18 protein-coding genes are annotated in these 25,056 nt (G+C 56.8%); 10 read left to right on the forward strand and 8 right to left on the reverse strand.

What is annotated here, in order from left to right; genetic code table 11:
* Positions 1 to 14: 14 nt before the first annotated feature.
* From LH22_RS10740 to LH22_RS10765, 6 genes are all read right to left on the reverse strand, one after another.
* Entirely contained in the window at positions 15 to 791 is a 777-nt protein-coding gene (locus LH22_RS10740; protein ID WP_038646455.1) for a PP2C family protein-serine/threonine phosphatase, read from the reverse strand.
* Positions 788 to 1,903: a type VI secretion system-associated FHA domain protein TagH gene (gene tagH / locus LH22_RS10745; protein WP_038646457.1), complete on the reverse strand. Its 1,116-nt coding sequence runs from the start codon at positions 1,901 to 1,903 to the stop codon at positions 788 to 790. The genes LH22_RS10740 and tagH overlap by 4 nt, the downstream gene beginning before the upstream one ends.
* 33 nt (positions 1,904 to 1,936) lie before the next feature.
* Positions 1,937 to 2,635: a type VI secretion system-associated protein TagF gene (gene tagF, locus LH22_RS10750; RefSeq protein ID WP_038646459.1), complete on the reverse strand. Its 699-nt coding sequence runs from the start codon at positions 2,633 to 2,635 to the stop codon at positions 1,937 to 1,939.
* Between the two features lie 13 nt (positions 2,636 to 2,648).
* Positions 2,649 to 4,763: a type VI secretion system membrane subunit TssM gene (tssM, locus tag LH22_RS10755; RefSeq protein WP_038646461.1), complete on the reverse strand. Its 2,115-nt coding sequence runs from the start codon at positions 4,761 to 4,763 to the stop codon at positions 2,649 to 2,651.
* On the reverse strand, positions 4,763 to 5,977 hold the full coding sequence (icmH, locus tag LH22_RS10760; RefSeq protein WP_038646464.1) for a type IVB secretion system protein IcmH/DotU: 1,215 nt from the start codon (positions 5,975 to 5,977) through the stop codon (positions 4,763 to 4,765). The genes tssM and icmH overlap by 1 nt, the downstream gene beginning before the upstream one ends.
* 85 nt (positions 5,978 to 6,062) lie before the next feature.
* Positions 6,063 to 6,554, reverse strand: a complete 492-nt coding sequence (locus tag LH22_RS10765) for an SH3 domain-containing protein (protein ID WP_205624975.1) — start codon at positions 6,552 to 6,554, stop codon at positions 6,063 to 6,065.
* A 480-nt stretch (positions 6,555 to 7,034) separates the two neighbouring features.
* On the opposite strand from LH22_RS10765, the gene LH22_RS10770 reads away from it, so the two are divergent.
* The 10 genes from LH22_RS10770 to flhE all read left to right on the forward strand — a co-directional run bounded on the left by LH22_RS10770 (position 7,035) and on the right by flhE (position 22,699).
* Positions 7,035 to 8,255 (forward strand): nitrate regulatory protein, encoded by a 1,221-nt coding sequence (locus tag LH22_RS10770; protein WP_038646466.1) that lies wholly within the window; start codon positions 7,035 to 7,037, stop codon positions 8,253 to 8,255.
* A 264-nt stretch (positions 8,256 to 8,519) separates the two neighbouring features.
* The gene (locus LH22_RS10775) at positions 8,520 to 9,776 is read left to right on the forward strand and encodes a CmpA/NrtA family ABC transporter substrate-binding protein (protein ID WP_430904018.1); all 1,257 of its coding nucleotides are present in this window, start codon (positions 8,520 to 8,522) and stop codon (positions 9,774 to 9,776) included.
* An 11-nt stretch (positions 9,777 to 9,787) separates the two neighbouring features.
* On the forward strand, positions 9,788 to 10,663 hold the full coding sequence (ntrB, locus tag LH22_RS10780; RefSeq protein WP_038646472.1) for a nitrate ABC transporter permease: 876 nt from the start codon (positions 9,788 to 9,790) through the stop codon (positions 10,661 to 10,663).
* 10 nt (positions 10,664 to 10,673) lie between these two features.
* The gene (locus LH22_RS10785; protein WP_038646473.1) at positions 10,674 to 11,462 is read left to right on the forward strand and encodes an ABC transporter ATP-binding protein; all 789 of its coding nucleotides are present in this window, start codon (positions 10,674 to 10,676) and stop codon (positions 11,460 to 11,462) included.
* Between the two features lie 10 nt (positions 11,463 to 11,472).
* The gene (nirB, locus tag LH22_RS10790; protein WP_081946725.1) at positions 11,473 to 15,540 is read left to right on the forward strand and encodes a nitrite reductase large subunit NirB; all 4,068 of its coding nucleotides are present in this window, start codon (positions 11,473 to 11,475) and stop codon (positions 15,538 to 15,540) included.
* Positions 15,537 to 18,140 (forward strand): nitrate reductase, encoded by a 2,604-nt coding sequence (locus LH22_RS10795; RefSeq protein WP_038646476.1) that lies wholly within the window; start codon positions 15,537 to 15,539, stop codon positions 18,138 to 18,140. The genes nirB and LH22_RS10795 overlap by 4 nt, the downstream gene beginning before the upstream one ends.
* 11 nt (positions 18,141 to 18,151) lie before the next feature.
* Positions 18,152 to 18,973 carry a uroporphyrinogen-III C-methyltransferase gene (gene cobA, locus LH22_RS10800; RefSeq protein ID WP_038646478.1) on the forward strand — a complete coding sequence of 274 codons (822 nt, stop codon included), beginning with the start codon at positions 18,152 to 18,154 and terminating at the stop codon, positions 18,971 to 18,973.
* An 87-nt stretch (positions 18,974 to 19,060) separates the two neighbouring features.
* On the forward strand, positions 19,061 to 20,212 hold the full coding sequence (gene flhB, locus LH22_RS10805; protein WP_038646480.1) for a flagellar biosynthesis protein FlhB: 1,152 nt from the start codon (positions 19,061 to 19,063) through the stop codon (positions 20,210 to 20,212).
* Entirely contained in the window at positions 20,205 to 22,292 is a 2,088-nt protein-coding gene (gene flhA, locus LH22_RS10810) for a flagellar biosynthesis protein FlhA (RefSeq protein WP_038646483.1), read from the forward strand. Before flhB ends, flhA begins: the two co-directional genes overlap by 8 nt.
* A gap of 2 nt (positions 22,293 to 22,294) precedes the next feature.
* A complete protein-coding gene (gene flhE / locus LH22_RS10815) occupies positions 22,295 to 22,699 on the forward strand; it encodes a flagellar protein FlhE (protein ID WP_034828625.1) in 405 nt (134 codons plus the stop codon).
* A 35-nt stretch (positions 22,700 to 22,734) separates the two neighbouring features.
* On the opposite strand, the gene argS is transcribed toward flhE, so the two are convergent.
* Both argS and LH22_RS20980 read right to left on the reverse strand, forming a co-directional pair.
* Positions 22,735 to 24,465 carry an arginine--tRNA ligase gene (argS, locus tag LH22_RS10820; RefSeq protein WP_038646485.1) on the reverse strand — a complete coding sequence of 577 codons (1,731 nt, stop codon included), beginning with the start codon at positions 24,463 to 24,465 and terminating at the stop codon, positions 22,735 to 22,737.
* 168 nt (positions 24,466 to 24,633) lie between these two features.
* Positions 24,634 to 24,756 (reverse strand): hypothetical protein, encoded by a 123-nt coding sequence (locus LH22_RS20980; protein ID WP_007889544.1) that lies wholly within the window; start codon positions 24,754 to 24,756, stop codon positions 24,634 to 24,636.
* Positions 24,757 to 25,056: the final 300 nt, after the last annotated feature.

A 25,056-nucleotide genomic window follows, 5' to 3' on the forward strand; every position in this document is an offset into this window, starting at 1 on the left:
AAGGGTCCTTGGGATCAATAACGTGTCGGCAGAAAACGTGCCGCATCAGCCTGGGAATAAAGCAGCGTCGCTTCCTGCGGTTCGCCAATCCAGATGGCCAGAGCGCTGAGATTGTCGCTTTTTACACTGCGGTTAACGGCTTGTTCCATCAAAGTCAGCCACTCTTCGCAGGCATTGACCATGCGCAGGGCTTGTTCCATCTCGTGAGTGGTCAGATTGAGCCAGAACCCGTCCGTGCAGACGAGAAACGCATCGCCATCCGTTAAGGGAATCACTTCACTAAAGGTGGCGGGACGTGCAGGCTCAACGCCGAGCGCATTATAGAGTAAATTACTGTTAATTCCGGTATTTTCATAGCCTGCTTCCCGCAGCTGCTGGGCCAGACTATGGTCACGTGTCACCTGACTCAACACCCCATGACGGAAGTGATAAACCCGGCTGTCACCTGCATGCGCCCACCATGCGCGCTGTGTCTCGCGGTCAATAAACAGCGCGGCCAGCGTGGTGCTCATGCGTGCATATTTCGGATTTTTTCCCTGCGCCTCAAGCAACACCTGCTGACAGTGCTCAATCGCTGCGCGTGTGCTTTCGGGCGTGAACGTCGGATTGTTGTGTAACTGTGTCAGCAGCGTATCCCGCACGATTTGCGCCGCTTTATCACCGCCAGGCAGACCGGCCACGCCATCGCAAACCAGAAAGCAGGCTTTGCGCTCATCCAGCTCGGCCCCGGTGCGATCCTGGTTTTCATCGCGCATTCCCTGCTGGCAACGGCTGGCAAACATCATTTTCATGCGTCTTCGGTCCGAGTCTGGGAATCTTTATATTGATTCACTTCCATGTCATACGCATGCAGGAAGGCTTCACCAAACAGGGTATGGAAGTCATCTTCAATTTCACCGGCAGTGCGCTGGTAGTGGCGTGAAAAGTAATCCCACAAGGCCGCTTTACGCCCGCCGTTAAACGGTAGCTTAGGCAACACGCCATCTTTACGTGCTTCCTCTTCCAGCCGTTGCGGATTGAAGGATTGCAGCATCGCCGCGATGATCGCGCGGATGCCCGCAATCATCCCCAACTGATGCGCCTGCAAATCCACCAGTGCATCGCGCACTGCCGCTTCTGGCGGCATGAAACCGGGCATCTGACTCTGATAAATCTGCATCAATACCGTTTTACCCGAAGGCAAAATTTTAAACGGATTATTCGCCTCATTGAGGATCATCGTCATGTCGGCTTTCACGCCGCGTTTGAGGATCGAACGGGAAGAGAGCAGGGCAACAGTGCCTTGCGAGAACAGGCTCAGCATACGGCCCGTCACGCGCATCTGCTCTTCGGTGATTGTCGTGTGATGGCCATTATTCAACCCCATGCCTTCCAATAGCGCGGCCAGCAGCTTGTCTTGATCGGCTTGCGGCAGCGTGGCGGGAGCCGAAGGGGCATCACTTTGTGGGTCAATACCCAGGCGTGGATCAGTACGGCGCTCCGGACGCGCCGCAGTGGATTCCGGCACCACGTCGAATGCCTGCTGCATACCGAGTGGATCGGCCGCACTGTCCGCGAAGAACGTGAGCGGGTCATCCTGCTGGGTGCTCTGGCAGGCAGGATCGCGCACCTCAAGGCCATAATCGCCGATTTGCAGTGCATCACCATGCTGTAATTGCACTTGTGAACCGCGCTGTAGCGCCACGCCGTTCAATACCACTGAGGTCACACTGCCCTGATTGGTCAGACGGCACTCACCTTCCGGGGAGATATGCACCAACGCCTGCAAGCGTGAAATGGCGCGCGATTCGTCAGGCAGTACCAGATCGTTATCCTGACTGCGGCCAATGGTTCCCCCAGGCGGTTTAAAAGCAACCGTCTTTGCTGGCACATCCGTATTGCACTGCACAATGGTAAATTGCATGAGTCATCCTGTTAACAAGGCAAACGCTGCGGCTCATTCAAACATGGGTGGATAGAGGCCGTTGCGTCCCGGCTGTGCACCTGCCGCCGGGTTAAACAGTAACGCAAAAAGTTGCGCGGTGAGCGGCCCACTGTGTTTATGTGTGGCGTGGGCAAAACCGTCACTGCGATTACTCCACCAGTAGCTAATGTGCTGCTGGGGATCAAATTTATCCGCCACTTCACGCCAGCTCAGCGTACAGGGCAGATCATCAAAACCAATCACATCCATAATATCGCTGCGCTGATTATCCGGGACCACCAGCGGCGTCACGCGTTGCATCTGCTGCTCCAGCGCATCGGGGTTCAGCCGGTCACGCACGCCGCGCAGTAGCAGCGTGCCCAGCTCCTGAAACCAGTCGCCCGACATGGCCAGCTGAGCGCTGTGCCAGTGGCTGAGCGGAAAACTTCGCAAGGCCAGCAGCGGCCAACTGCGCCCTACGCGATCGCACGAGGGCATCAGGCAGCCCATCTGCACCTGCTGACGCAGCGGCGACAGCGGCAGAACAAAATTCCAGACAGGTGCGCGCAGAAACAGCTGAGTGGAGGCATCGGGTTGCTGATGCCAGTGCATGAGCCCCTGTTGAAACCAATGGCTCCAGGGCGTCACGGTATTCTCACTCAGGCGCTGGCGCAGGAAATCGCCGGTGGCCGGCAATTTGCCGTACCAACCCGGCGCGGTGTGCGTCGCCATGGTTACCTCACCATTACTCACTGTGTCCGGTCAATCGCTGCGAAGCCCGCTGTGGTGCAATCGCCAGCGAACTGCCATTCGCACCAGCAATTTTCAGATTTTCCGCAAGCTTGCGCATCATTAGTGCGTTATCTCGCGCATAAGGTGACGACTGAATCTGCTGATCCAGAAGCTGGCTAAGATGCCAGTCAAGCTGCTGCAAATCCCGGGCGCTGACATCATCTGGCAGATTGCGTTGAAGATTCTGCATCAGCCAGGCACGCAGGAATTCGCCGTCATAATTGCGCGGCTGATACAACATCTGATAGGCACGCAGCGCATTGCGGCTGTATTCATTGTCGTTACCGGGATCATCACGCAGCAAATTGGTGATTTGCTGGGCCACGCGCGGTAACAGCAGAGACTTAAGCGCATTTTGATAAAGCACCCATGCCGCATCGCTTACCTGGTTGCCACGATACAGACCCGCGCGCATGCTAAGCGGTGGATTGTCGAGGGAAAAGCGCTCCGACAAAGGCAACTTCACCAGGTTATTTAAGAAGGGTAGCAGATCAAAGATATTATCGGCTGGCTGATGAATCACCTGCTGACTCTGACGAGTCATCGGCTCAATACGCGCGGCGACCTGGTTAAGATATTGCTGGTTCTGGAAATAGCTGGCCAGCCATAAACCGGAGAGCAAGAGCAGTGCACCGGTCAGCGCACCGTAGCCAATCCAGTGAAACAGGCGGTTGCGGTATTCCCAGTGGCGGTTGCTGCCCGCCAGGCCACTTTCGCGGAACACCAGATCGCTCAGCAGGTCACGGATAAAGAAGCTCTGGCCTTTGTTGCCAGGGATGGGATTATTACGAGTCACGCTATCCCAGGTTGCGAAGCGACTCTCACCGGTGTGCGGCAACTGCAGCTTACGGTTGAGTTCGCCCATGATGCGGTCAAACGGTAAGCCTTCCTGTGTGCCGCTGGTAAAGAATAAGCCGCGCGCTGACCAGGCAATCTCATCCTCATGGCGCGAGAACACCACATCAAGGTACTCATTCAGCAGCGGGCGCAGGGAGCTGAACTCCTGTGGAAACAGGAAACAGTCCGCACGTAGGGTGAGATCGCGTTCGTTTGCCATCACCATCGGCAGTTGCTGCTTTAGGCGCTGTTCTAGATGCTGATATTGCAGGCTAAAACTGGTATGCCAGTCATCTTTGTGCGGTTTGCCGGGTTCCCATGGGAAGGTGAATCCCCAAATGGCGTCGCGCTGTGGTTTGCTCAAGCCTTCGTGGAAGCTTAAAAAACCTTTCAGCAGATCGGTCTTGGTCACCATCACATACACCGGGAAATGAATACCGGTTTGCTGATACAACTCCTGCATCCGGCTTCGCAACGCGCTGGCCTGCGCATGACGCGCCTCCGCGGAATCGGTGAGCAGGTCAGCCACGCTGATGGTCATGATCACGCCGTTGATTGGCTGGCGTGTGCGATAGCGTTTCAGCAGGTTAATGAAACTCTGCCACTCGGCGCCGTCGCGTGCACGCTGGCTCTCCTGCAGGGCATATCGCCCTGCGGTATCGATCATCACCGCGCTGTCGGTAAACCACCAGTCACAGTGCCGCGTGCCGCCGACGCCGCGAATCGCCGCTTTGCCAAGGCTATCGGTCAGCGGAAACTCCAGTCCGGCATTGAGCAGGGCGGTAGTTTTCCCTGCGCCGGGCGCCCCAATCATGACATACCAGGGCAGTTGGTAGAGATAGTGGCTCTGAAAACGTGCCAGCCAGTTCTGTTGATGACGACGACCAAACTGTGTGCGTTTCAGGCGCAATGCGGCTTCGCTGAAGCGCTGAGCCAGCAGCGCATCAGTGGCCTGACGATCGGACAGCTCTTCGTGACTCATCTCCTGCAAACGGTTGAGGAGTTTACTGTTAAACCAGCCACGCCAGATCGCCGGGATAAACTGGAACAGCACCCAGCAAAAGAACAGCAAACCGACCAGGAGTTGACGAGGAAAAACCGGCTCAAGCGGACGGGTATCTCCCCAACTCCACAACGGGCCGAGCATCCACAGCACACAGCTTAAGGCGGTGACACCAATCAGGCTCCACAATAGGCGGTGGGTTAACAGATGTTGCAGCGATGCGCGCATCACTCACCTCCTGGATGATTGCCGAGGGTTTCCGGTGCGGCAAACAGGGTGATCTCCACACGCCGGTTGCGCGCGCGGTTTTCATTGCTGTCATTGGGCAGCAACGGATTACTGTCGCCGCGGCCTTCCGCTTTCACACTGTGCCCTTCAGCCAGTTGCGGATTCAGTAATTGGGTCACGGCGCGTGCGCGCGCAAAGGAAAATTCATAGCTTGAGGCAAAACGCCCATCCACCGGGCTGTTATCGGTGTACACCGACACCAATACCGTTCCTTTAACGGTTTTCATGGCGCTGGCAACGTGTGCCAGCAGCGCGCGACCGACCTGATTGACCACGGTACCGTCCGGGGAGAAGAGTTTATCGGCGGGAATGATCACCTTACTGCCAAATGCGCCATCGCTGACTTCCAGTTGACCGGCGGCGATCACATCATTCAAACGCTGATGCAAATCCAGCAACGCCTGTGGAGAGGTAGGTCGACGGCCAGGCATAATTTGTGGCAGCGGAGTTTGATAGATGGCGCGCAGCAGCGGCTCGGCCGCATTGCCCAGCCGCCAGTTCAGGCCGCTGTAAATCAGGCAGGCAATCAGGGCCGCTAGCATCGCACAGGCCCATAACGGCACCATCGGACGGGTTAAGCGACTGACCAGAGGATGCACTTCCACCAGTGGCGCGGCCGGGTTAGCGGTCGACGGGCGTGTTTCCTGGATCAGTTGAGCGAGACGTTTACGAATCCCTTCACATTGTGCACGGCCGTTATCGCTACCGCGATAACGGCCTTCATAACCCAGCAGCAGACAGTAATGGATCAGCTCCAGCAACCACAGGTGTTGCTGCGGGCTTTGCGAGACGCGGGAAAGCAGCTGAAATACTTTTTCGCCGCCCCAGCTTTCATTATGGAAAGTGACCAGCATGCCGTTCCCTGACCACACACCCCGCGTACCCCACGGGGTTTGCGCGGCGGCTTCATCCAGTACGCTGCATAAGCAGTAGCGTGCACCAATAATCATCTCAAACGGCAAACCGGCTTGCTTACAACGATATTCGAATTGGCGGATCTCTTCAATCAGTAACTGACGTAAACCGGCGGGATCGTCATGCGTAGCAGCCTGCCGTATACGGACAACGGCATTCAATATCGGTGCTGCGGCATTAAGCAAAAGGTTATCGTTGCCCGCGACAATGCCATCGCGGACAACAGAATCCTGGGTCATTAAATATCTTTTTTCCTGGCAATGGCGCCAGGGAGCGTCCACAGAGTGCGACCTTGCTGTGAACAATCTGCGCCATATTGCATTATCAGTCTAGGATCCAGGTCGCGGTATCGTTGGTGCGGCAAGCCTTGCTGGCACCGCCAACGGCCACGCAGACCTGTTTAGTACGGCGGGGACGTGGACGGTCGCTACGCACGGTGGCGTCATAACGGCTACTTTCAACCCCGGCTTTCGGCGGGATGTAACCAATCAGCTGTCCATTGGGTTCATCGGCAACGGCTAACCAACTGTGGTCGACACGTCCCAGTACTTCAAACGGTTTCGCGTTATCGAGATAACGAACAACCTTGCCGCCATAATCAGGCGTGGTCATCACCGACGCCGCATAGAGTGCGCGGAAACTCCCATTAACCGGCGTGAATTCGCCTGGCGCTGCCACCGCATGACGGTGGACTAGCTTGACGCCATTGACCTCACTGGTGACCAGGGTGTCATCAGTCATCGGCGGTGGTGGCGCTTTACAACCCGCCAACGTCAATACTGCCAGCAGAGTGAGCAACAGACTCTTATTCACCATGAACCTCAAATTTCATCAGATTAGCTGCAGATTAATATGTGGCACACGCATCTAAGGCGGGCAGAGTATGCAGCGGGAAAGCCATCAAAAAACAGTCAGATTACAGAAAGATAGTGCTGTGTTCAGTCTACCTAAGACTTTTGAGAATTCAATCCATTGCATAGCGAGAAAGCCCGTGCTATCGGGCGGAAATAGCGCATATCAGGGTGATAAAAAACCTGTGCCTTTAGTGATAGATAAGCTGAGTTTACTTATTTAGTCGTGTAAGCGTGTGACGCAGGCGATAAAGCCGAAGAGCTGCAGAAAGATGTCTCGAAATTGATAAATGATCTTAATCTTTTCTTAAGGTTGAAAAAAGATTGCGCAGGTAAACAATTTTCTTACTTTCGGAATTTCCGCGCGCATTTCCGCCAGTGCTAAAGCCAGTCCGGCACGGCTTTTGCTTAAAATCGTTATGTCTATTTTGCGCGAGAAAACGTGATGAGCCGGGCCCTAGAGTATTTGCATGCCAGCCGCGCCAGCGAAATTGCCAGCTTGCGACGGCTAATGCGCACAGGCGAACAGATTCTCGCCATTAGTGAGTTAATTCACGTGCTGCAACGTGAACGCGGTGCCAGCAACATCTGGATCTGTTCAGCCGGACGGCTGTTTGGAGATGAGCTGGACGCGCGCGCGCGTGAGGTTGAGCAGCGTCAAAAAATTGCCTTAACAGTCCTGCCGGAAGCGGTGGCACAGCCGGGTTACAGCCGTTTCTGTATGCTGATTGCGGCAGCACTGCAGTCGTTAGAGAGTCTGCCATCACTACGTCAGCATATTCGGGAGGGGCAATACAGCCATGCAGAGGCGATGGAGGGCTTTAATCACATTATTCGTACCTTACTGAATCTGGTCTTCGAGGCTACGGATACCGCCAGTGAGCCCGCAATTTCCCGTGCACTGATTGCGCTCTTTAGCTTTATGCAGGGTAAGGAGCTGGCGGGGCAGGAGCGCGCCACGGGGTCTGCCGGTTTTGCTGCCGGGCAGTTTACCCCGGAACAGCGTCAGCGGATTCAAATGTTGATTGCCGCTCAGGAGCAAAGCTTCGCAACCTTTAGTCAGTTCGCGGATGCGCAAAATCAGCAGCAATGGCTGTTGATGGCAAATGCGGACAGCCAGATTGAGCGTCTGCGTCGCATTGCCTGCACCGGTGCGCAGTGCGGTGAAAATGGTGTGTTGCAATGGTTCACGCTGCTGAGCCAACGTCTCGATCAAATGAAACAGATCGAGGATGGGTTATGCAGCACATTAATGGCGTGTTGCCAGCGTGCCATTACCACCAGCGAACAAGCTGAACCGCAACACCTGGCGACCAATCAGGACGCGAGCTTCTCCTTGTATGTCGCAGGCGCCAGCTGGCTGGGTGAACAGGAAGCAACGCTGGACAGTAACGGCCTTGCCCCTCAACTCGGCCGCTCGGTGTTGTCGCTGATCCGTGAGCAGGCGCAACGTTTACAAGCGCAGGCGGATGAACTTGCCACCATGCGTGCTTCTCTGGATGAACGAAAAATTATCGACCAGGCCAAAGGATGGCTGATGCAGCAGCACGGTTTTAGCGAGCAAGATGCGTGGCAAGCGCTGCGTAAAAGCGCCATGAATCAGAACAAACGCATGCTGGATATTGCGCAGGCGATCCTCGCCGTGGCGGCGACGCTGAAGCCATAACCCAAAGGAGGTAGTTGCACAAACCTTGTGCGTATTGTGCGTCAGGGCAGTGCAAAGCGTTGTCAGATTCTTGCGTCATTCCCGCGGTAATATTGATTTTTCAGTGAAAAATTTTCTGGCACAGGCTTTGCACTAATTCATAGACATTGCGCATTTGTTTCGCCAACGGCGGTGAAGCGAGTGCTTTGGATAAAGGCGTCCGGCCCCATGTTTTAACGACATGCGGGAGGACGCCTTTTTTTATTTCTTTTTTTCAGGAAGCGCATGATGAGTAAAACGCGGTTTGCAGTCTCACGTCGTCAGTTCCTGCTGGGTAGCGCGGTGGTGGGGAGCAGTTATTTACTGCCAGGCTTACGTAATGCGGTGTGGGCCGCCGGTTCAGATGCGCCCGAAAAGAGCAGCGTGCGCGTCGGCTTTATTCCACTCACTGACTGTGCTCCGGTGGTGATGGCGTCGGTTAAAGGTTTCGACAAAAAATACGGGCTGACGTTACAACCGAGTAAAGAAGCCAGCTGGGCGGCGGTGCGTGACAAACTCACGGCCGGTGAACTGGATGCCGCGCACGCGCTTTACGGCATGATCTACGGCTTACAGTTGGGTGTGGCAGGGCCACAACACGACATGGCCAACCTGATGACGCTGAATAACAACGGTCAGGCCATCACGCTCGCTAATCAATTGAAAGAGCAGAAGATTACAGATGCTGCCAGCTTGCAAAAGCTGATCGCCAGCCAGGCCAAAGGCACTTACACCTTTGCGCACACTTTCCCCACCAGCACCCACGCGATGTGGCTCTATTACTGGCTGGCAAATGCCAGCATCGATCCGTTTGAAGATGTGCGCACCGTTGTGGTGCCACCGCCGCAGATGGTGATGAACATGAAGATGGGCAACATGAGCGGATTCTGCGTGGGCGAGCCATGGAATCAGCGTGCCATCAGCGACAACATCGGTTTTACCGCCACCACCACCCAGCAAATCTGGCCCGATCATCCGGAAAAAATTCTCGCCACCCGTGCGCAATGGGTCAAAGAAAACCCCAATACCGCGCGTGCGATGACGGCCGCGGTACTGGAAGCGGCGCGCTGGATCGATGCTTCTGATGAAAACCGTAAAGAGACCGCTGCTGTGTTAGCCGGGCGGGCATGGATCAACACCAAAGTTGAAACCTTAGAAGGGCGCATGCTCGGCCAGTACGAAAACGGACTGGGCCAGCAATGGCAGGATGCCCATGCCATGCGTTTCTTCCACGATGGCGAAGTGAGCTACCCGTGGCTGTCTGACGGCATGTGGTTCCTGACGCAAATGAAGCGCTGGGGCATGGTGAAAACCGCACCGGACTACGCTGCTGTTGCCCGTCAAATCAACCGTATCGATATCTATAAGCAGGCTGCCACGGCAGTCGGCGGTATTTCTGTTCCCGCCAGCGAAATGCGCAGCAGCACGCTTATCGACGGCAAAGTGTGGGATGGCAGCAATGCTGCCGCCTATGCCGACAGTTTCACCATCAAACGTAGTTAAGTGAGGTCAGCATGAAATCTGAAGCTCGTACGCTGAACGCCGCGACGCCCGTCGTCGCTCAACCGGCGCAGGTGATTGCGCTTAACGTGCCACAGAAACCGCGCGCACGTCAGCGCTGGCTGCGGCCGCTGCTACAGCGACTGATCCCGGCGAGTTGCGGCGTCATTCTGCTGCTGTTTGTCTGGCAACTGGCATCAATGTCGAGCAAAGGCTTCCCAACGCCTTTTGCCACCTGGCAGGCGGCCGTGACGTTGTTCGCCGATCCCTTCTATAACAACGGTCCTAACGATCAGGGTATTGGCTGGAACGTGGTGGCCTCACTACAACGCGTGGCGGTGGGCTTTGGTCTGGCGGCGCTGGTGGGCATCCCAGCCGGTTTCCTGATTGGCCGCTTCACCTTTGTGGCGCGCATGTTTAATCCAATCATCGCGCTGCTGCGTCCGGTCAGCCCACTGGCATGGCTGCCGATTGGTCTGCTGCTGTTCCAGCGTGCGGAACCCGCTTCCAGCTGGACCATTTTCATCTGCTCGATCTGGCCGATGGTGATCAACACCGCCGAGGGCGTGCAGCGTATTCCGCAGGATTACCTTAACGTCGCCCGCGTGCTGCAACTCAACGAATGGACGGTGATGCGGCGCATCCTGTTCCCGGCGGTATTACCCGCGGTGCTCACCGGCATGCGCCTGTCGATGGGCATCGCCTGGCTGGTGATCGTCGCTGCCGAGATGCTGACCGGCGGGCTCGGCATTGGTTTCTGGATCTGGAACGAGTGGAACAACCTCAATGTGGAAAACATCCTGATCGCCATTGTGGTGATTGGCGTGATCGGGCTGTTGCTGGAGCAGGCACTGATGCTGCTGGCACGTCGTTTTAGCTGGGATAAATAGGGAGCCGATGATGAATCCGATTATTCGCGTACAACAGGTGAGTCAGCGTTTTAATACCGCCAGCGGTGAATTTCTGGCTCTCGATAACGTGAGTTTTGATATCCACGCGGGCGAAACATTGAGCCTGATTGGTCACTCCGGCTGCGGTAAATCCACCTTGCTCAACCTGATTGCTGGCCTAACCCAACCCAGCAGCGGTGTGCTGCTGTGTGAAAACCGTGAAATCAGCGGCCCCGGCCCCGAGCGTGCGGTGGTGTTCCAGAACCATTCATTGCTGCCATGGCTGACCGCGTATCAAAACGTCGAGCTGGCGGTGCAGCAGGTGTTTAAAGGGCAAATGAGCAAAGGCGAGATGAGCGAGTGGATCGAACACAACCTCAATCGTGTGCAGATGGGCCATGCCATGCACAAGCGTCCCTCGGAAATCTCCGGCGGCATGAAACAGCGCGTGGGTATTGCACGTGCGCTGGCGATGAAACCGCGCGTGCTGCTTTTAGATGAACCCTTTGGGGCTCTCGACGCCTTAACGCGTGCCCATCTGCAAGACAGCGTGATGCGCATCCAGCAGGAGCTGAAAACCACCATTGTGCTGATCACCCATGACGTGGATGAAGCGGTGTTGCTGTCGGATCGCGTGCTGATGATGACTAACGGCCCGGCGGCGCAGGTTGGCGAGATCCTCACGATTGATCTGCCACGCCCACGTTCCCGCGTGGCGCTGGCGGATGAGCCGCGCTACCACCAGCTACGCCAGCAGGTTCTGCATTTCCTCTACGAAAAACAGACGGCAGTGGCGTAAGGAGCGGGCGATGGTACAGCATCTGGTGGTGATTGGTAACGGGATGGCGGCGATGCGCATGGTGGAAACCTTGTTGCAACGGGCGCCAGGCTGCTATGCCATCACGGTGATTGGCCGTGAAGCACAGGGCAATTACAACCGTGTGCTGCTGTCACCGGTGCTGTCTGGGGAAAAAGACTTCGCTGACACGTTGATTCACACGCCGGAATGGTATGTCGCACACGACGTGCAACTGCTGATGGGTGAAGAAGCGCTGCAGGTGGATCTCATTGCACGGACGGTATTCACCGACCAACGCACGCTGCACTGGGACAAGCTGGTGTTCGCCTGTGGTTCACAACCCCGAATGCCGGATCTGCCGGGTGTTGAGCGCCCGCAGGTGTTGGGATTTCGCACCTTGCGCGATGTCGACACCATGCTGGCACAGGATGGACCCGTGGTGGTGCTGGGCGGCGGATTGATTGGGGTGGAAGCGGCTGCGGCGCTGCGCCTGCGCGGGCGCGACGTCACGCTGCTGCATCACCGTCCATGGCTGCTAGATCGCCAACTGGATCAACAGGCAGGCGCGCTGTTGACCCAGCATCTCACCCAGCGCGGGATCCACTGCCGGCTTGGCGTGTCGCTGCAATCGATCCATCGCGATCACGTTACGCTCACCGATGGCACGTCACTGCTTGCTCAGCAGGTGGTGATGGCGATTGGCGTCGTGCCTGAAATCGCACTGGCACAGCAGGCTGGCGTACCGTGCCAGCGCGGGATTCTGGTCAACCGTCAGCTGCAAACCTCGGTCGCTCACGTCTATGCACTGGGCGAATGCTGTGAAATCGACGGTGAAACTTTTGGTCTGGTGGCACCTTGCCTCGCTCAGGCTGAGGTGCTGGCGGCACAGCTGGCCGGCGAGCCAGTGGCGGATTTTCACCATCAGGAGAGCGGTACGCGGCTCAAAGTCACTGGCATTGAGATGTTCAGTGCGGGCGACATCCGCGAAGGTGAATCCATCATCAGTTTTGATCCTTTCGACGGCCACTATCGCCGTCTGTTCTTACGCGATGGCGCACTGCGCGGCGTGCTGCTGTTTGGTGACAGCCAGGGCGCCAGCACGCTGCTAACCCAATTACAACAGGCGGAACACGTAGGCATTCACGCGCTGTTCGGTCTGGATAATCCCTTAACGCAGCCTGGTGCTGCAGGAAGCAATGTGATGAGCAAACCTCTTCTCGCCGTGGTGGGCCACGGCATGGTCAGCCACCATTTTCTTGAGCAGCTGGTGAGTCGCGAACTGCATCACCACTACCATGTCGTGGTGTATGGCGACGAACCTCAAATGGCGTATGACCGTGTGCACCTGACGGAATACTTCACCGGAAAAAGCGCCGACGATCTGTCACTGGTCAGCGACAACTTCTTCGCGCAACACGGAATAGAACTGCGCACGGGGTGCGAAGTGCTGGCGATTGATACCGACAAGCGCAGTCTGCGTGATGCCAGCGGAGCAGAACTGGCGTGGGACAAACTGGTGCTGGCCACGGGTTCCGTACCCTTTGTGCCACCGGTGCCGGGACGAGAGAGCCCACGCTGTTTTGTCTATCGCACGTTGGCCGATCTGGATGCCATCGCGGCCTGCGCCAACCAGGCCACGCGCGGTGTGGTGATCGGGGGTGGTTTACTGGGTCTGGAAGCGGCTAATGCGCTCAAGCAACTGGGACTGGAAACCCACGTGGTGGAGTTCGCTCCGCGTCTGATGGCGGTGCAGCTGGATGACGGCGGCGCGCAGATGCTGCGCGGCAAAATTAGCGCACTGGGCGTGCAGATCCACACCAGCAAACAGACCGAAGCGATTGAAAGTCAGCCGGACGGCAGCGTGCAGCTGCGCTTTGCCGATGGCAGTGTGTTAGAAACCGATCTGATTGTGTTCTCAGCGGGTATCCGACCCCGTGATGCACTGGCGCGGGCGGCGGGTATTCAGCTCGGCGAACGGGGCGGCATTGCCATTAACGACGGCTGTGAAACCAACGTCGTAGGCGTCTATGCGATAGGCGAGTGTGCGCTGTGGCAAGGACAGATTTTTGGGCTGGTCGCGCCGGGCTATCAGATGGCGCGGGTGCTGGCAGCACAGCTGGCACAGGAGGAACTGGCGTTCAACGGCGCGGACATGAGCACCAAACTCAAACTGCTTGGTGTAGAAGTGGCATCGTTCGGTGATGCGCATGGCCGTACCGCAGACAGCCAGAGTTATCACTGGACCGACAATCCCAAAGGCATCTACAAAAAGCTGGTGGTGTGCAAAGACAGTAAAACATTGCTCGGCGGGGTACTGGTCGGTGACAGCGGTGATTACAGCAACCTGTTACAGATGATGCTCAACAAGATGCCACTGCCGAGTGAACCAGAAAGCCTGATTCTGCCGCAGCTGGCAGGCGCGCCCTCTAAAGCGCTGGGCGTGGCCGCGTTACCGGAAACCGCACAAATCTGCTCCTGCCATAACGTCAGCAAAGGCGACATTTGTGACGCCGTGCAGGCTGGTTGCGGCGATATGGCCGCGATCAAAAGCTGCACCAAAGCCGCTACCGGCTGTGGCGGCTGCAGCGCACTGGTGAAACAGGTCATGGAACTGGAGCTGGCGAATCAGGGCGTGGTGGTCAAAAAGGATATCTGCGAGCACTTTGCCTACTCAAGGCAGGAGTTGTATCACCTGATTCGCGTCGGCAAAATCACCACCTTTGATCAACTGATTCAGCAACATGGTCGTGGCCATGGCTGTGAAGTGTGCAAGCCGCTGGTGGGCTCGCTGCTGGCTTCTTGCTGGAACGAGTATCTGCTTAAGCCGCAGCATTTGCCGTTGCAGGACACCAATGACCGCTACTTTGCCAACATCCAGAAAGATGGCACTTACTCGGTGGTGCCACGTGTGCCTGCCGGGGAAATCACACCCAAGGGGCTGATTGCGATTGGTGAAGTGGCGGCACGCTACGATCTCTATACCAAGATTACCGGCGGACAGCGCATCGATCTGTTTGGTGCACGACTCGAACAGTTGCCTGACATCTGGGAAACTCTCATTGCGGCGGGCTTTGAAACCGGCCATGCCTATGGCAAATCATTGCGCACCGTGAAGTCCTGTGTGGGGTCGACCTGGTGCCGTTATGGCGTACAGGACTCCACCGCGTTCGCTATCGCGCTGGAGAACCGCTACAAAGGGCTGCGTGCCCCGCACAAGATTAAAATGGCGGTGTCGGGCTGTACGCGTGAGTGTGCGGAGGCACAGAGCAAAGACATTGGGGTGATCGCCACTGACAAAGGCTGGAACCTTTATGTCTGTGGTAACGGTGGCATGAAACCGCGCCATGCCGATCTGTTCGCCAGCGACCTGGACGATGCGACACTGCTACGTTATGTAGACCGCATTCTGATGTTTTATGTGCGTACCGCCGACCGTTTACAGCGCACCAGCGTGTGGATGGACAACATGGAAGGTGGGCTCGATTACCTGCGCAGCGTCATTATCGAGGATGCCCTCGGCATTGGCGACATGCTGGAGCAGGAGATGCAAGTGGTGGTGGATCGCTACCAGTGCGAATGGCAGAGCACGCTACAGGATCCCTCCCGTCGTGCACTGTTTACTACCACGATTAACAGTCAACAAATGGATGAGACCCTCAACTATGTGCGTGTGCGCGAACAACGCCAACCTGCCGCCATGGACATCATTCCGGTCACCAACGTGCCTGCCGAACCCTGGAGTGAAATCTGCGATGTGACCGCCATTCCTGAGGCTGCGGGCATGGGCGCACGACTGGGAAGCCAACGCGTGGCGCTATTCCGTTTTGGCGAAACCTTTTACGCGCTAGAGGATATCGAACCGGGCACGCAAGCCAGCGTGCTGTCTCGCGGCATTCTGGGTGATGTTGCGGGTGAGCCGGTGGTGATCTCCCCGCTGTACAAGCAGCGCATACGTTTACGTGATGGGCAAAGTTTAGATAACGCCGAGCATCAACTACGCTGCTGGCCAGTGCGCGTGGAGGGCAGCAAAGTGTGGCTGGGCCATCAGCCCATTCTTGCGCTCGCGGCGGCATCATGAAAACCACCTGCCCATACTGTGGCGTCGGCTGTGGCGTGGAGATTAAGGCGCCGGATCAGCTGGTAAGCGGTGATCTGCAGCATCCGGCGAACTTTGGTCGCCTGTGTGTCAAAGGATCTGCGTTGGGTGAAACGCTGTCTCATGAGGGGCGTTTGCTTTGGCCGCAGATCCATGGCGAACGCGTCAGCATGGATGAAGCGCTGGATCATGTCGCACAGGGCTTGCGCGATATTATCGACAAGCATGGCCCGCAGGCCGTAGCGTTTTACGGTTCCGGCCAGCTGCTTACTGAGGATTACTATACCGCCAACAAGCTGATGAAGGGCTTTATCGGCGCCGCCAATATCGATACCAACTCACGCTTATGTATGGCATCGGCGGTGGTGGGCTACAAACGTGCATTCGGTGCCGATGCCGTGCCCTGCTGTTATGAAGACATCGAGCAGGCGGATATGGTGGTGCTGGTGGGTTCAAACGCGGCGTGGGCGCATCCGGTGGCGTGGCAGCGCCTGGTGCAGGCGAAAACCGATCGACCAGAAATGCAGCTGGTGGTGATCGACCCACGTCGCACCGCCAGCTGTGATATCGCCGATCTGCATCTGGCTCTGCAGCCGGGATCGGACAGTGCGCTCTTCGCCGGGCTGCTTAACTGGCTGAACGAGAATGAGGCGGTGGATGAAACGATGCTGCCGCATCTGGCGAACGTCGAAACCACGCTGGAGGCCTGCAAAGCGTGGGATCTGGCCACGGTGGCCGTCGCCTGTCAACTCAGTGAGCACGCTATTCTCAGCTTCTGGCAGCGGTTTGCTGCACAACCACGCGTACTCACGCTGTGGTGTATGGGCATTAACCAGTCACAAACCGGCAGTGACAATAACAATGCGATTATCAATGCGCATCTGCTGAGTGGAAAAATCGGCTATGCAGGCGCGGGTCCCTTTTCATTAACCGGACAGCCGAATGCCATGGGCGGGCGTGAGGTCGGTGGCTTAGCGAATCAGTTGGCGGCGCACATGGGGTTCAGCGCAGTGGAAGTGGATCGCGTCAGTCGCTTCTGGAACAGCCCTCATGTGGCGCGTCAGCCCGGTTTAACCGCGGTTAATCTGTTCAATGCAATTAATCGTGGCGAAGTCAAAGCGGTGTGGATCATGGGCACCAATCCGGCGGTGTCGATGCCGGAAGGCAATCGTGTCGCTCAGGCATTGGCCCGGTGCGAATTGGTGGTGGTATCAGAAGTGAGCGCGCGCAGTGATACGGCTGATTTAGCTGACGTATTGCTGCCCGCGCAAGGGTGGGGCGAAAAGAACGGCACGGTGACCAATTCTGAACGCCGTATCTCACGTCAGCGCAGTTTTATCGCCCCAGCCGGCGAAGCGAAACCTGACTGGTGGTTACTGGCGCAAGTCGCTCAGCGTCTGGGATATACCGAAGCCTTTGCCTGGCAGCACCCCAGCGAAATTTTCGCCGAGCATGCCGCACTGTCTGGCTTCGAAAACCATGGCCGCCGCGCCTTCGATATCAGCGCACTGGCACATATTACGCGAGAACAATATGACCAGCTCGCACCCGTACAGTGGCCGCTGAATGACCGCGCGCCGACGGGCACCGCACGGCTGTTTGCCGATCGTCGTTTCTTTCACGTGGATGGCAAAGCACGTTTGCTGCCGCCCGCCATTCCAGTTAAGACGCTGACCAGTTCGCATTATCCCTTATTGATGAACACCGGGCGCATTCGTGATCAGTGGCACACCATGACGCGCACCGGCAACGTGCCGCGCCTGATGCAGCATTACGATGAGCCTTTTGTCGCGCTGCATCCGCATGATGCTGCGGCGCACGGCTTGAGCCAGGGCGACCTGACACGCGTACAGTCTGCGCTCGGCTGGTGGAGCGGCCGCGTGGTGATCGACAGCGGGTTAATGCGTGGTCAGCTGTTTATCCCGATGCACTGGACACGCCAGTTTAGTGCACAGGCAAATGTAGACGGCTTAGTGGCGGCTCACTGCTGTCCTGACTCTGGGCAACCTGCGTTGAAGCAGACCGCCGTGCGTTTGCAACCTCTGCGTCCGGCATGGCAGGGATGGCTGTTCCTGCCTGAGGTGATAACGCCGCAGCCAGTGCTGTATTGGTCGCGTGCGCCGCAGCAGGGGGCACAGCGTTATGTGCTGGCGGGCGAGGCGCAGGCAGCGGATTGGTTAATGCAGCTCCCCACGATGCAGGAACTGCAGTGGCAACAGGCGCGGGCGGGACAGCAGCTGCACATGCTGGGCTGGCGTAACGGTCGATTAATGTGTGCGTTTTATGCTGCTCCCTGGCTGCCAGAGATCGATCATGGCTTTGTGGCGCGAGCCTTTACGGAAACACCCTCTTCTCCACAGCAGCGCCATGTGCTATTGGGCGGACGTCCCGCATTGGGTGAAAGCCAGGGGCGGACGATTTGCAGTTGTTTCGGCGTGGGTGAAGTGGCAATCCGTCGGGCGATTGAGCAGGGCTGCGATTCTCCAGCGGCACTCGGTGCAGCGCTGAAGTGCGGCACCAACTGTGGCTCCTGTATTCCGGAGCTAAAAAACTTACTGGCAACCCTGCGCGTGGCGCAGTAGCGGAGAGCATCATGACTCAGGCCATTGGGCGTCTCGATAAACTGTTCAACCCCCAGAATGGAGAGGCGACGCCAGGGGGTGTCTGGCTGGTGGGGGCCGGGCCGGGCGATGTCGAACTGCTGACGGTAAAAGCGTTGCGTTTGATCAAAAGCGCGGACGTGGTGGTGTATGACCGCCTGGTGAGCGACGCGATCATGGCTGAAGTCCCGTCCGGTACGCTGGCGATTGATGTCGGTAAAAAGCCGGGCAGCCATGGCCTGAAGCAGGCGCAGATTAATCAGCTGCTGGCGGATCTGGCGGCCAGTGGTCGATCGGTGGTGCGTTTGAAGGGCGGCGATCCCTTCATTTTCGGCCGCGGCGGGGAAGAGATGCTGTTTCTGCAGCAGGCGGGCATTGCCTGCCATGTTGTGCCCGGTATCACCGCAGCGGCAGGTTGTGCGGCGGCAAGTGGCATCCCGTTGACGCATCGTGACTGTGCGCAGTCTTTGCGGTTAATCACCGGACATGGCAAAAGCGGCGAGCCGCAGCTTGGCGACGCCAGCCTGGCCGCCGCCAATCAGACGCTGGTGTTCTATATGGGGCTGAAATGGAGCGAGAGCATCAGCGCTCAGTTACAAGCCCATGGACGCGCTGCCACTACGCCAGTGGCGATCATTGAAAATGGTACACGGCCTGACCAGCGCGTGATGGTGACGACGCTGTCGGACCTGAGCGCCACTATTGCACGTGAGCAGGCGCAATCCCCCGCATTGTTGCTGGTGGGAGAGGTGGTGCGCTTTTATCGCCAGCCCCATACTGCTGATCTCAGCGCAATTTCACTTATGGCTAAATAAACTCGTATTTTCCCCCCTTAATCCACGCTTTAGCCTTGGCGGGTTTTGGCATCCTATGCTCAGAATTCCTGCCAGCTGAGGTATGTCGTGGCTGAAGAGAGCGACGAGGACAAAACAGAATCGCCCACGGCGCACCGACTAGAGAAGGCGCGAGAAGAGGGGCAGATTCCGCGATCGCGCGAGCTGACATCGGTACTGATGCTGCTGGCGGGCTTGCTGATCCTGTGGCTTGGCGGCGAACTGATGGCTGAACAGCTGGCCAGCATGTTGGCCACTGGCTTTCGTTTCGATCATGCCATGGTGACCGATGACAAAATGATCATCGCCCACATCAGCAACCTGATCGGCCAGGCAGTGATGGCGCTGCTGCCGTTGATGGCAGGTCTGGTGATCGTGGCGATTGCTGCACCGATGCTGCTGGGTGGGATCAATATCAGCGGTAAATCGATCAAGCTGGATTTCAACAAGCTGAACCCGTTGAGTGGTCTTAAACGCATGGTTTCCTCCCAGACCTGGGCGGAACTGCTAAAAGCCATTTTGAAGGCGGTGCTGGTGGGGCTGGTGGGTGGCTGGTACATCTGGTCACACTGGCAGGAGATGCTGCGGTTAATCAGTGAATCACCCGTCAACGCGCTTCATCACGGTTTAACCATGATTGCCATTAGCTGTGCGTTGATCATGCTGGGCCTGGTACCCATGGTCGGTTTCGACGTGTTCTGGCAGCTCTACAGCCATTTCAAAAAGCTGAAAATGTCCCGCCAGGAAATCCGCGACGAACACAAACAAAACGAAGGTGACCCGCACGTCAAAGGGCGCATTCGTCAGGCGATGCGTGCGGCGGCCCGCCGTCGCATGATGGCAGATGTACCGAAAGCCGACGTTATCGTCACCAACCCAACGCACTACTCGGTGGCGTTGCAGTATCAGGAAGGCAAGATGAGCGCGCCAAAGGTGATTGCGAAAGGGGCCGGCGATATTGCGTTAAAAATTCGTGAGCTGGCAAAAGAACATCGCATTCCGATTTTAGAAGCACCGCCGCTGGCGCGTGCGCTGTATCGACACACGGAAATTGGTCAGTTCATCCCCGGCGCGCTTTACGGTGCCGTGGCGGAAGTGCTGGCCTGGGTATGGCAACTGCGTCGCTGGAAACGTGAAGGTGGCCTGATCCCAACCAAACCAAAACAGCTGCCGGTTCCGGCAGACATGGACTTTGCAGGAGAGAACAGAAACGATGGCTAATCTGGCCGAAAAGCTGCGTTTACCGGGCAACTTTAAAGACACGCAGTGGAAGGTGCTGGCTGGACCGATACTGATCATGTTGATCCTGTCGATGATGGTGCTGCCGTTACCTGCCTTCATTCTCGACCTGCTGTTCACCTTCAACATTGCCTTATCGATCATGGTGTTGTTGGTGGCAATGTTTACCCAGCGTACGCTTGAATTCGCTGCATTCCCGACCATTTTGCTGTTCTCCACGTTGCTGCGCCTGGCGCTGAACGTCGCCTCAACCCGTATTATCCTGCTCGAGGGCCATACGGGTGCTGATGCCGCCGGACGCGTGGTTGAAGCTTTCGGCCACTTCCTCGTGGGCGGTAACTTTGCCATCGGTATCGTGGTGTTCATCATCCTCGTTATCATCAACTTTATGGTTATCACCAAAGGTGCCGGACGTATCGCCGAAGTGGGCGCGCGTTTTGTGTTGGATGGGATGCCCGGTAAGCAGATGGCGATCGATGCCGACCTTAACGCCGGTTTAATCGGTGAAGAGGAAGCCAAACGTCGACGTAGCGAAGTGACCCAGGAAGCCGATTTCTACGGTTCAATGGACGGTGCGAGTAAGTTCGTACGTGGTGACGCCATCGCCGGTATTTTGATTATGGTGATTAACGTCATCGGCGGTCTGTTGGTGGGCGTGGTGCAGCATGGCATGGATCTGGGGCACGCAGGTGAAACCTATACACTGCTGACCATCGGTGACGGCCTGGTGGCACAGATCCCGGCGCTGGTCATCTCTACCGCTGCGGGTGTTATCGTGACGCGCGTCAGCACCGATCAGGATGTGGGCGATCAGATGGTCTCCCAGCTGTTCAGCAATCCGCGCGTGTTGATGCTGAGTGGTGGTGTTATCGGTCTGCTCGGCCTGGTGCCGGGTATGCCCAACTTTGTCTTCCTGCTGTTTACCGCCGCGTTGCTCGGTCTGGCCTGGTGGTTGCGCGGTCGGGAGATGAAACCGAAGACTTCCTCGGAACCCACTAGTCTGGTCAAAACGCAGGAGACCCCCGCCACGGTGGAAGCTTCCTGGAAAGACGTACTGCTGGAAGATTCGCTGGGTCTCGAAGTGGGTTATCGCCTGATTCCCATGGTTGATCATCTGCAAAACGGTGAGCTGCTGGGCCGCATCCGCAGTATCCGTAAAAAAGTGGCACAGGAGGTGGGCTTCCTGCCGCCGGTGGTGCACATCCGCGACAACATGGAGTTGCCGCCTGCGCGTTACCGCATCCTGATGAAAGGCGTGGAAATTGGCAGCGGTGATGCCTATCCGGGGCGCTGGATGGCGATCAACCCTGGTACCGCAGCCGGCTCTTTGCCGGGTGAACCGACAGTCGATCCTGCCTTCGGTTTAGCGGCAATCTGGATTGATAGTGCGTTGAAAGAGCAGGCGCAGATTCAGGGCTTTACCGTGGTAGAAGCCAGTACCGTGGTGGCAACGCATCTGAACCACCTGATTGGTCAATACGCCAGCGAGTTGTTTGGCCGTCAGGAAGCGCAGCAGCTGCTGGATCGTGTGACCCAGGAGATGCCGAAGCTGACGGAAGATCTGGTGCCGGGCGTCATCACCCTGACCACCCTGCACAAAGTGTTGCAGAACCTCTTGATTGAGCGCGTTTCGATCCGCGATATGCGCACCATCATCGAAACCCTGGCGGAACATGCGCCGGTCCAGACCGATCCGCAAGAGCTGACCAGCGTGGTACGTGTGGCGCTGGGCCGTGCGATTACTCAGCAGTGGTTCCCGGGTAACGGTGAAGTGCAGGTGATTGGACTGGATGCCACCTTAGAACGCCTGCTGCTGCAAGCCTTGCAGGGCGGCGGCGGGCTGGAGCCCGGTCTGGCCGATCGTCTGTTAGTGCAGACGCAAGGCGCATTGCAACAGCAAGAGATGACAGGAGCACCGCCGGTGTTGCTGGTGAACCACCCGCTGCGTGCCTTACTGGCACGATTCCTGCGCCGCAATCTGCCACAGTTGGTGGTGCTGTCAAATATGGAACTGACCGACAATCGCCAGATCCGTATGACCGCCACCATCGGAGGTAAATAACCATGCGTCGTTGGTGCTGGGCATTAATGATGTTACCGATGATGGCGTTGCCGCTCTATGTGGATGCAGCCGGATCCTGGAATGACAGTGCCAGTGGCCCGAGCCTCGGCGTGCGCGGCAACTGGCACACGACGCCGGCTTTAAAGGCCCCTTCGCCCGCTGTGGGCACCATCACGGTGGTGAACTGGCGTTACCAGTTGAGCCGTCCAGCCCCCTCGGGGTTGATTGTGCGTTTGTGTGCGACTCAGCGTTGCGTAGAGATTGAGGGCGGCAGTGGTTCAACGCGTAGCCTGGCGAATATTCCGGCTGACGAAACGTTGCATCTGGCGTTCGGTTTTCAGGGGAAGGGCGCGTTACCGCCGGGATTACGAGTGGTGAGCAGTGAAGTGACGGTGAATTACCAATAGCCCATAAAAAACCCGCCGAGGCGGGTTTTTTGTTATTACATACGCTCGACGGTTTTGATACCCAGCGTATCCAGACCTTGTTTCAGCGTTTTAGCGGTCAATGCAGCCAGTTGCAGACGGCTTTTACGCACCTGCTCATCCTCGGCGGAGAGGATTGGGCAGTGCTCGTAGAAGCCAGAGAACAGGCCAGCCAGATCGTACAGGTAAGCACACATCACATGCGGTGTGCCATCACGCGCAACCAGGGTGATCACCTCTTCAAACTGCAACAGGCGAGTCGCCAGTTGCGCTTCACGCTCTTCGGTCAGCACGATGTCGCCGCTCAGGCTGTCAGCTTCAATGCCGGCTTTACGGAACACAGAAAGCACGCGCGTGTAGGCATATTGCATGTAGGGTGCAGTGTTGCCCTCAAACGCCAGCATGTTATCCCAGTCGAAGATGTAATCGGTGGTGCGGCTTTTTGACAGATCGGCATATTTCACCGCGCCGATACCCACCACTTCCGCCAGATCCTTCAGCTCTTGCGCTGACATTTCCGGGTTTTTCTCGCTGACCAGCGCATGCGCACGTTCAACAGCTTCATCCAGCAGATCGGCCAGCTTAATGGTGCCACCGCTGCGGGTTTTAAATGGACGACCATCTTTGCCCAGCATCATGCCAAACGCATGGTGCTCCAACGGCACAGACTCGGGCACGTATCCGGCTTTACGCACAATGGTCCACGCCTGTTGCAGATGTTGATGCTGGCGCGAATCGATGTAGTAAAGCACACGGTCGGCATGCAAGGTTTCATAGCGGTATTTGGCGCAGGCGATATCGGTGGTGGTGTAGAGGTAGCCGCCATCCTTTTTCTGGATGATCACCCCCATCGCTTCGCCTTCCTTGTTTTTAAACTCATCAAGGAACACCACGGTTGCGCCTTCGCTGGTCACGGCCAGCCCCTTTTCACGCAGGTCGCTTACGATGCCAGGCAACATATCGTTGTACAGGCTTTCACCCATCACATCTTTACGCGTCAGCGTCACGTTCAGGCGGTCATAGACTTCCTGATTCTGGCTCATGGTGATATCAACCAGTTTTTTCCACATTGCGCGGCAATATTCGTCGCCGCCTTGCAGTTTCACCACATAACCACGGGCGCGTTCGGCGAAGGCTTCGTCCGCATCATAGGTGACCTTGGCTTCGCGGTAGAATTCTTCCAGGTCCGCCAGCGCGATATCTTCGTGATGCTCATTCTGCTGCTTTTCCAGATAGGCAATCAGCATACCGAACTGGGTGCCCCAATCGCCGACGTGGTTGGCGCGGATCACGTTGTGGCCGAGAAATTCCAGCGTACGTACCGCAGCGTCACCGATGATGGTGGAACGGACGTGACCGACGTGCATCTGCTTGGCGACGTTGGGTGCCGAGTAGTCAATGACAACGGTTTGTGGCTTGAGGCTGCTGACGCCAAGGCGCGGCAATTGCAGAGCCTGCGCGGCCTGGGTAGCCAGCCAGTTGCGATCGAGGAAGATATTGATGAAGCCGGGGCCGGCGATTTCGACTTTGCTGGCGATGCCGGCGAGATCCAGATGCTGAATCACCTGTTCAGCCAGCTGGCGCGGAGCCTGACCGAGCTTTTTCGCCACAGCCATGATACCGTTCGCCTGATAATCACCGAACTGCACTTTAGCCGACTGACGAACCTGAGGTTCACAATCCGCTGGCGCACCCGCCGCTACCATTGCCTGACCGACTTTATCGGATAGAAGAGCCTGAATATTCACCGCGTTACCTTCATATGCTGAAAAGGCCCGCCAGTGGCGGCGAGCCGATGCCTTCATCCCGCAACAGCGCGGCGGGACGGAAAAATAAGAGGGGAAGTATACGTGAAATGTTAAAGTGCGTCAGCTTTTAGCATGCGCAATGGCGGGTAACAGCAACCCGCGCGCCGATTAACGGCGACGCGGGTGACGACGAGGATTTTTAACGCTTTTGTCTTCACGCACCTTCCAGTGGCGGGAAATTGCAAATCCCATCAATGCAATCAGGACCGCGACAACAATGAGCATAGACATAGAGCCATTCCTTGTGGTTGTGAAACACAAATTTATAAGAAAGGGTATCAAGCTGCAATTGTTTGCAACTGAAATAAGACTTATCTCATTGTATTAATTATCGTTAATATTAACAGTGATTTAAGGTGTTTTCATAAAGTAACTGCTGGACCTATTTAGGCGAATAATCCTAAAGAGAGGGCCTATTTATGCGGTTTCAGGTCTTTTCCATGATGAAATCGGAGGAATCCGACGACTTTGTCAAGGGGATTCTGAAGCGCTGCTGTTTTTAAATTGATTAAAATAATTGAACTAATATTG

The organism is Pantoea rwandensis (assembly GCF_000759475.1).
Classification (GTDB): Bacteria; Pseudomonadota; Gammaproteobacteria; order Enterobacterales; family Enterobacteriaceae; genus Pantoea; species Pantoea rwandensis_B.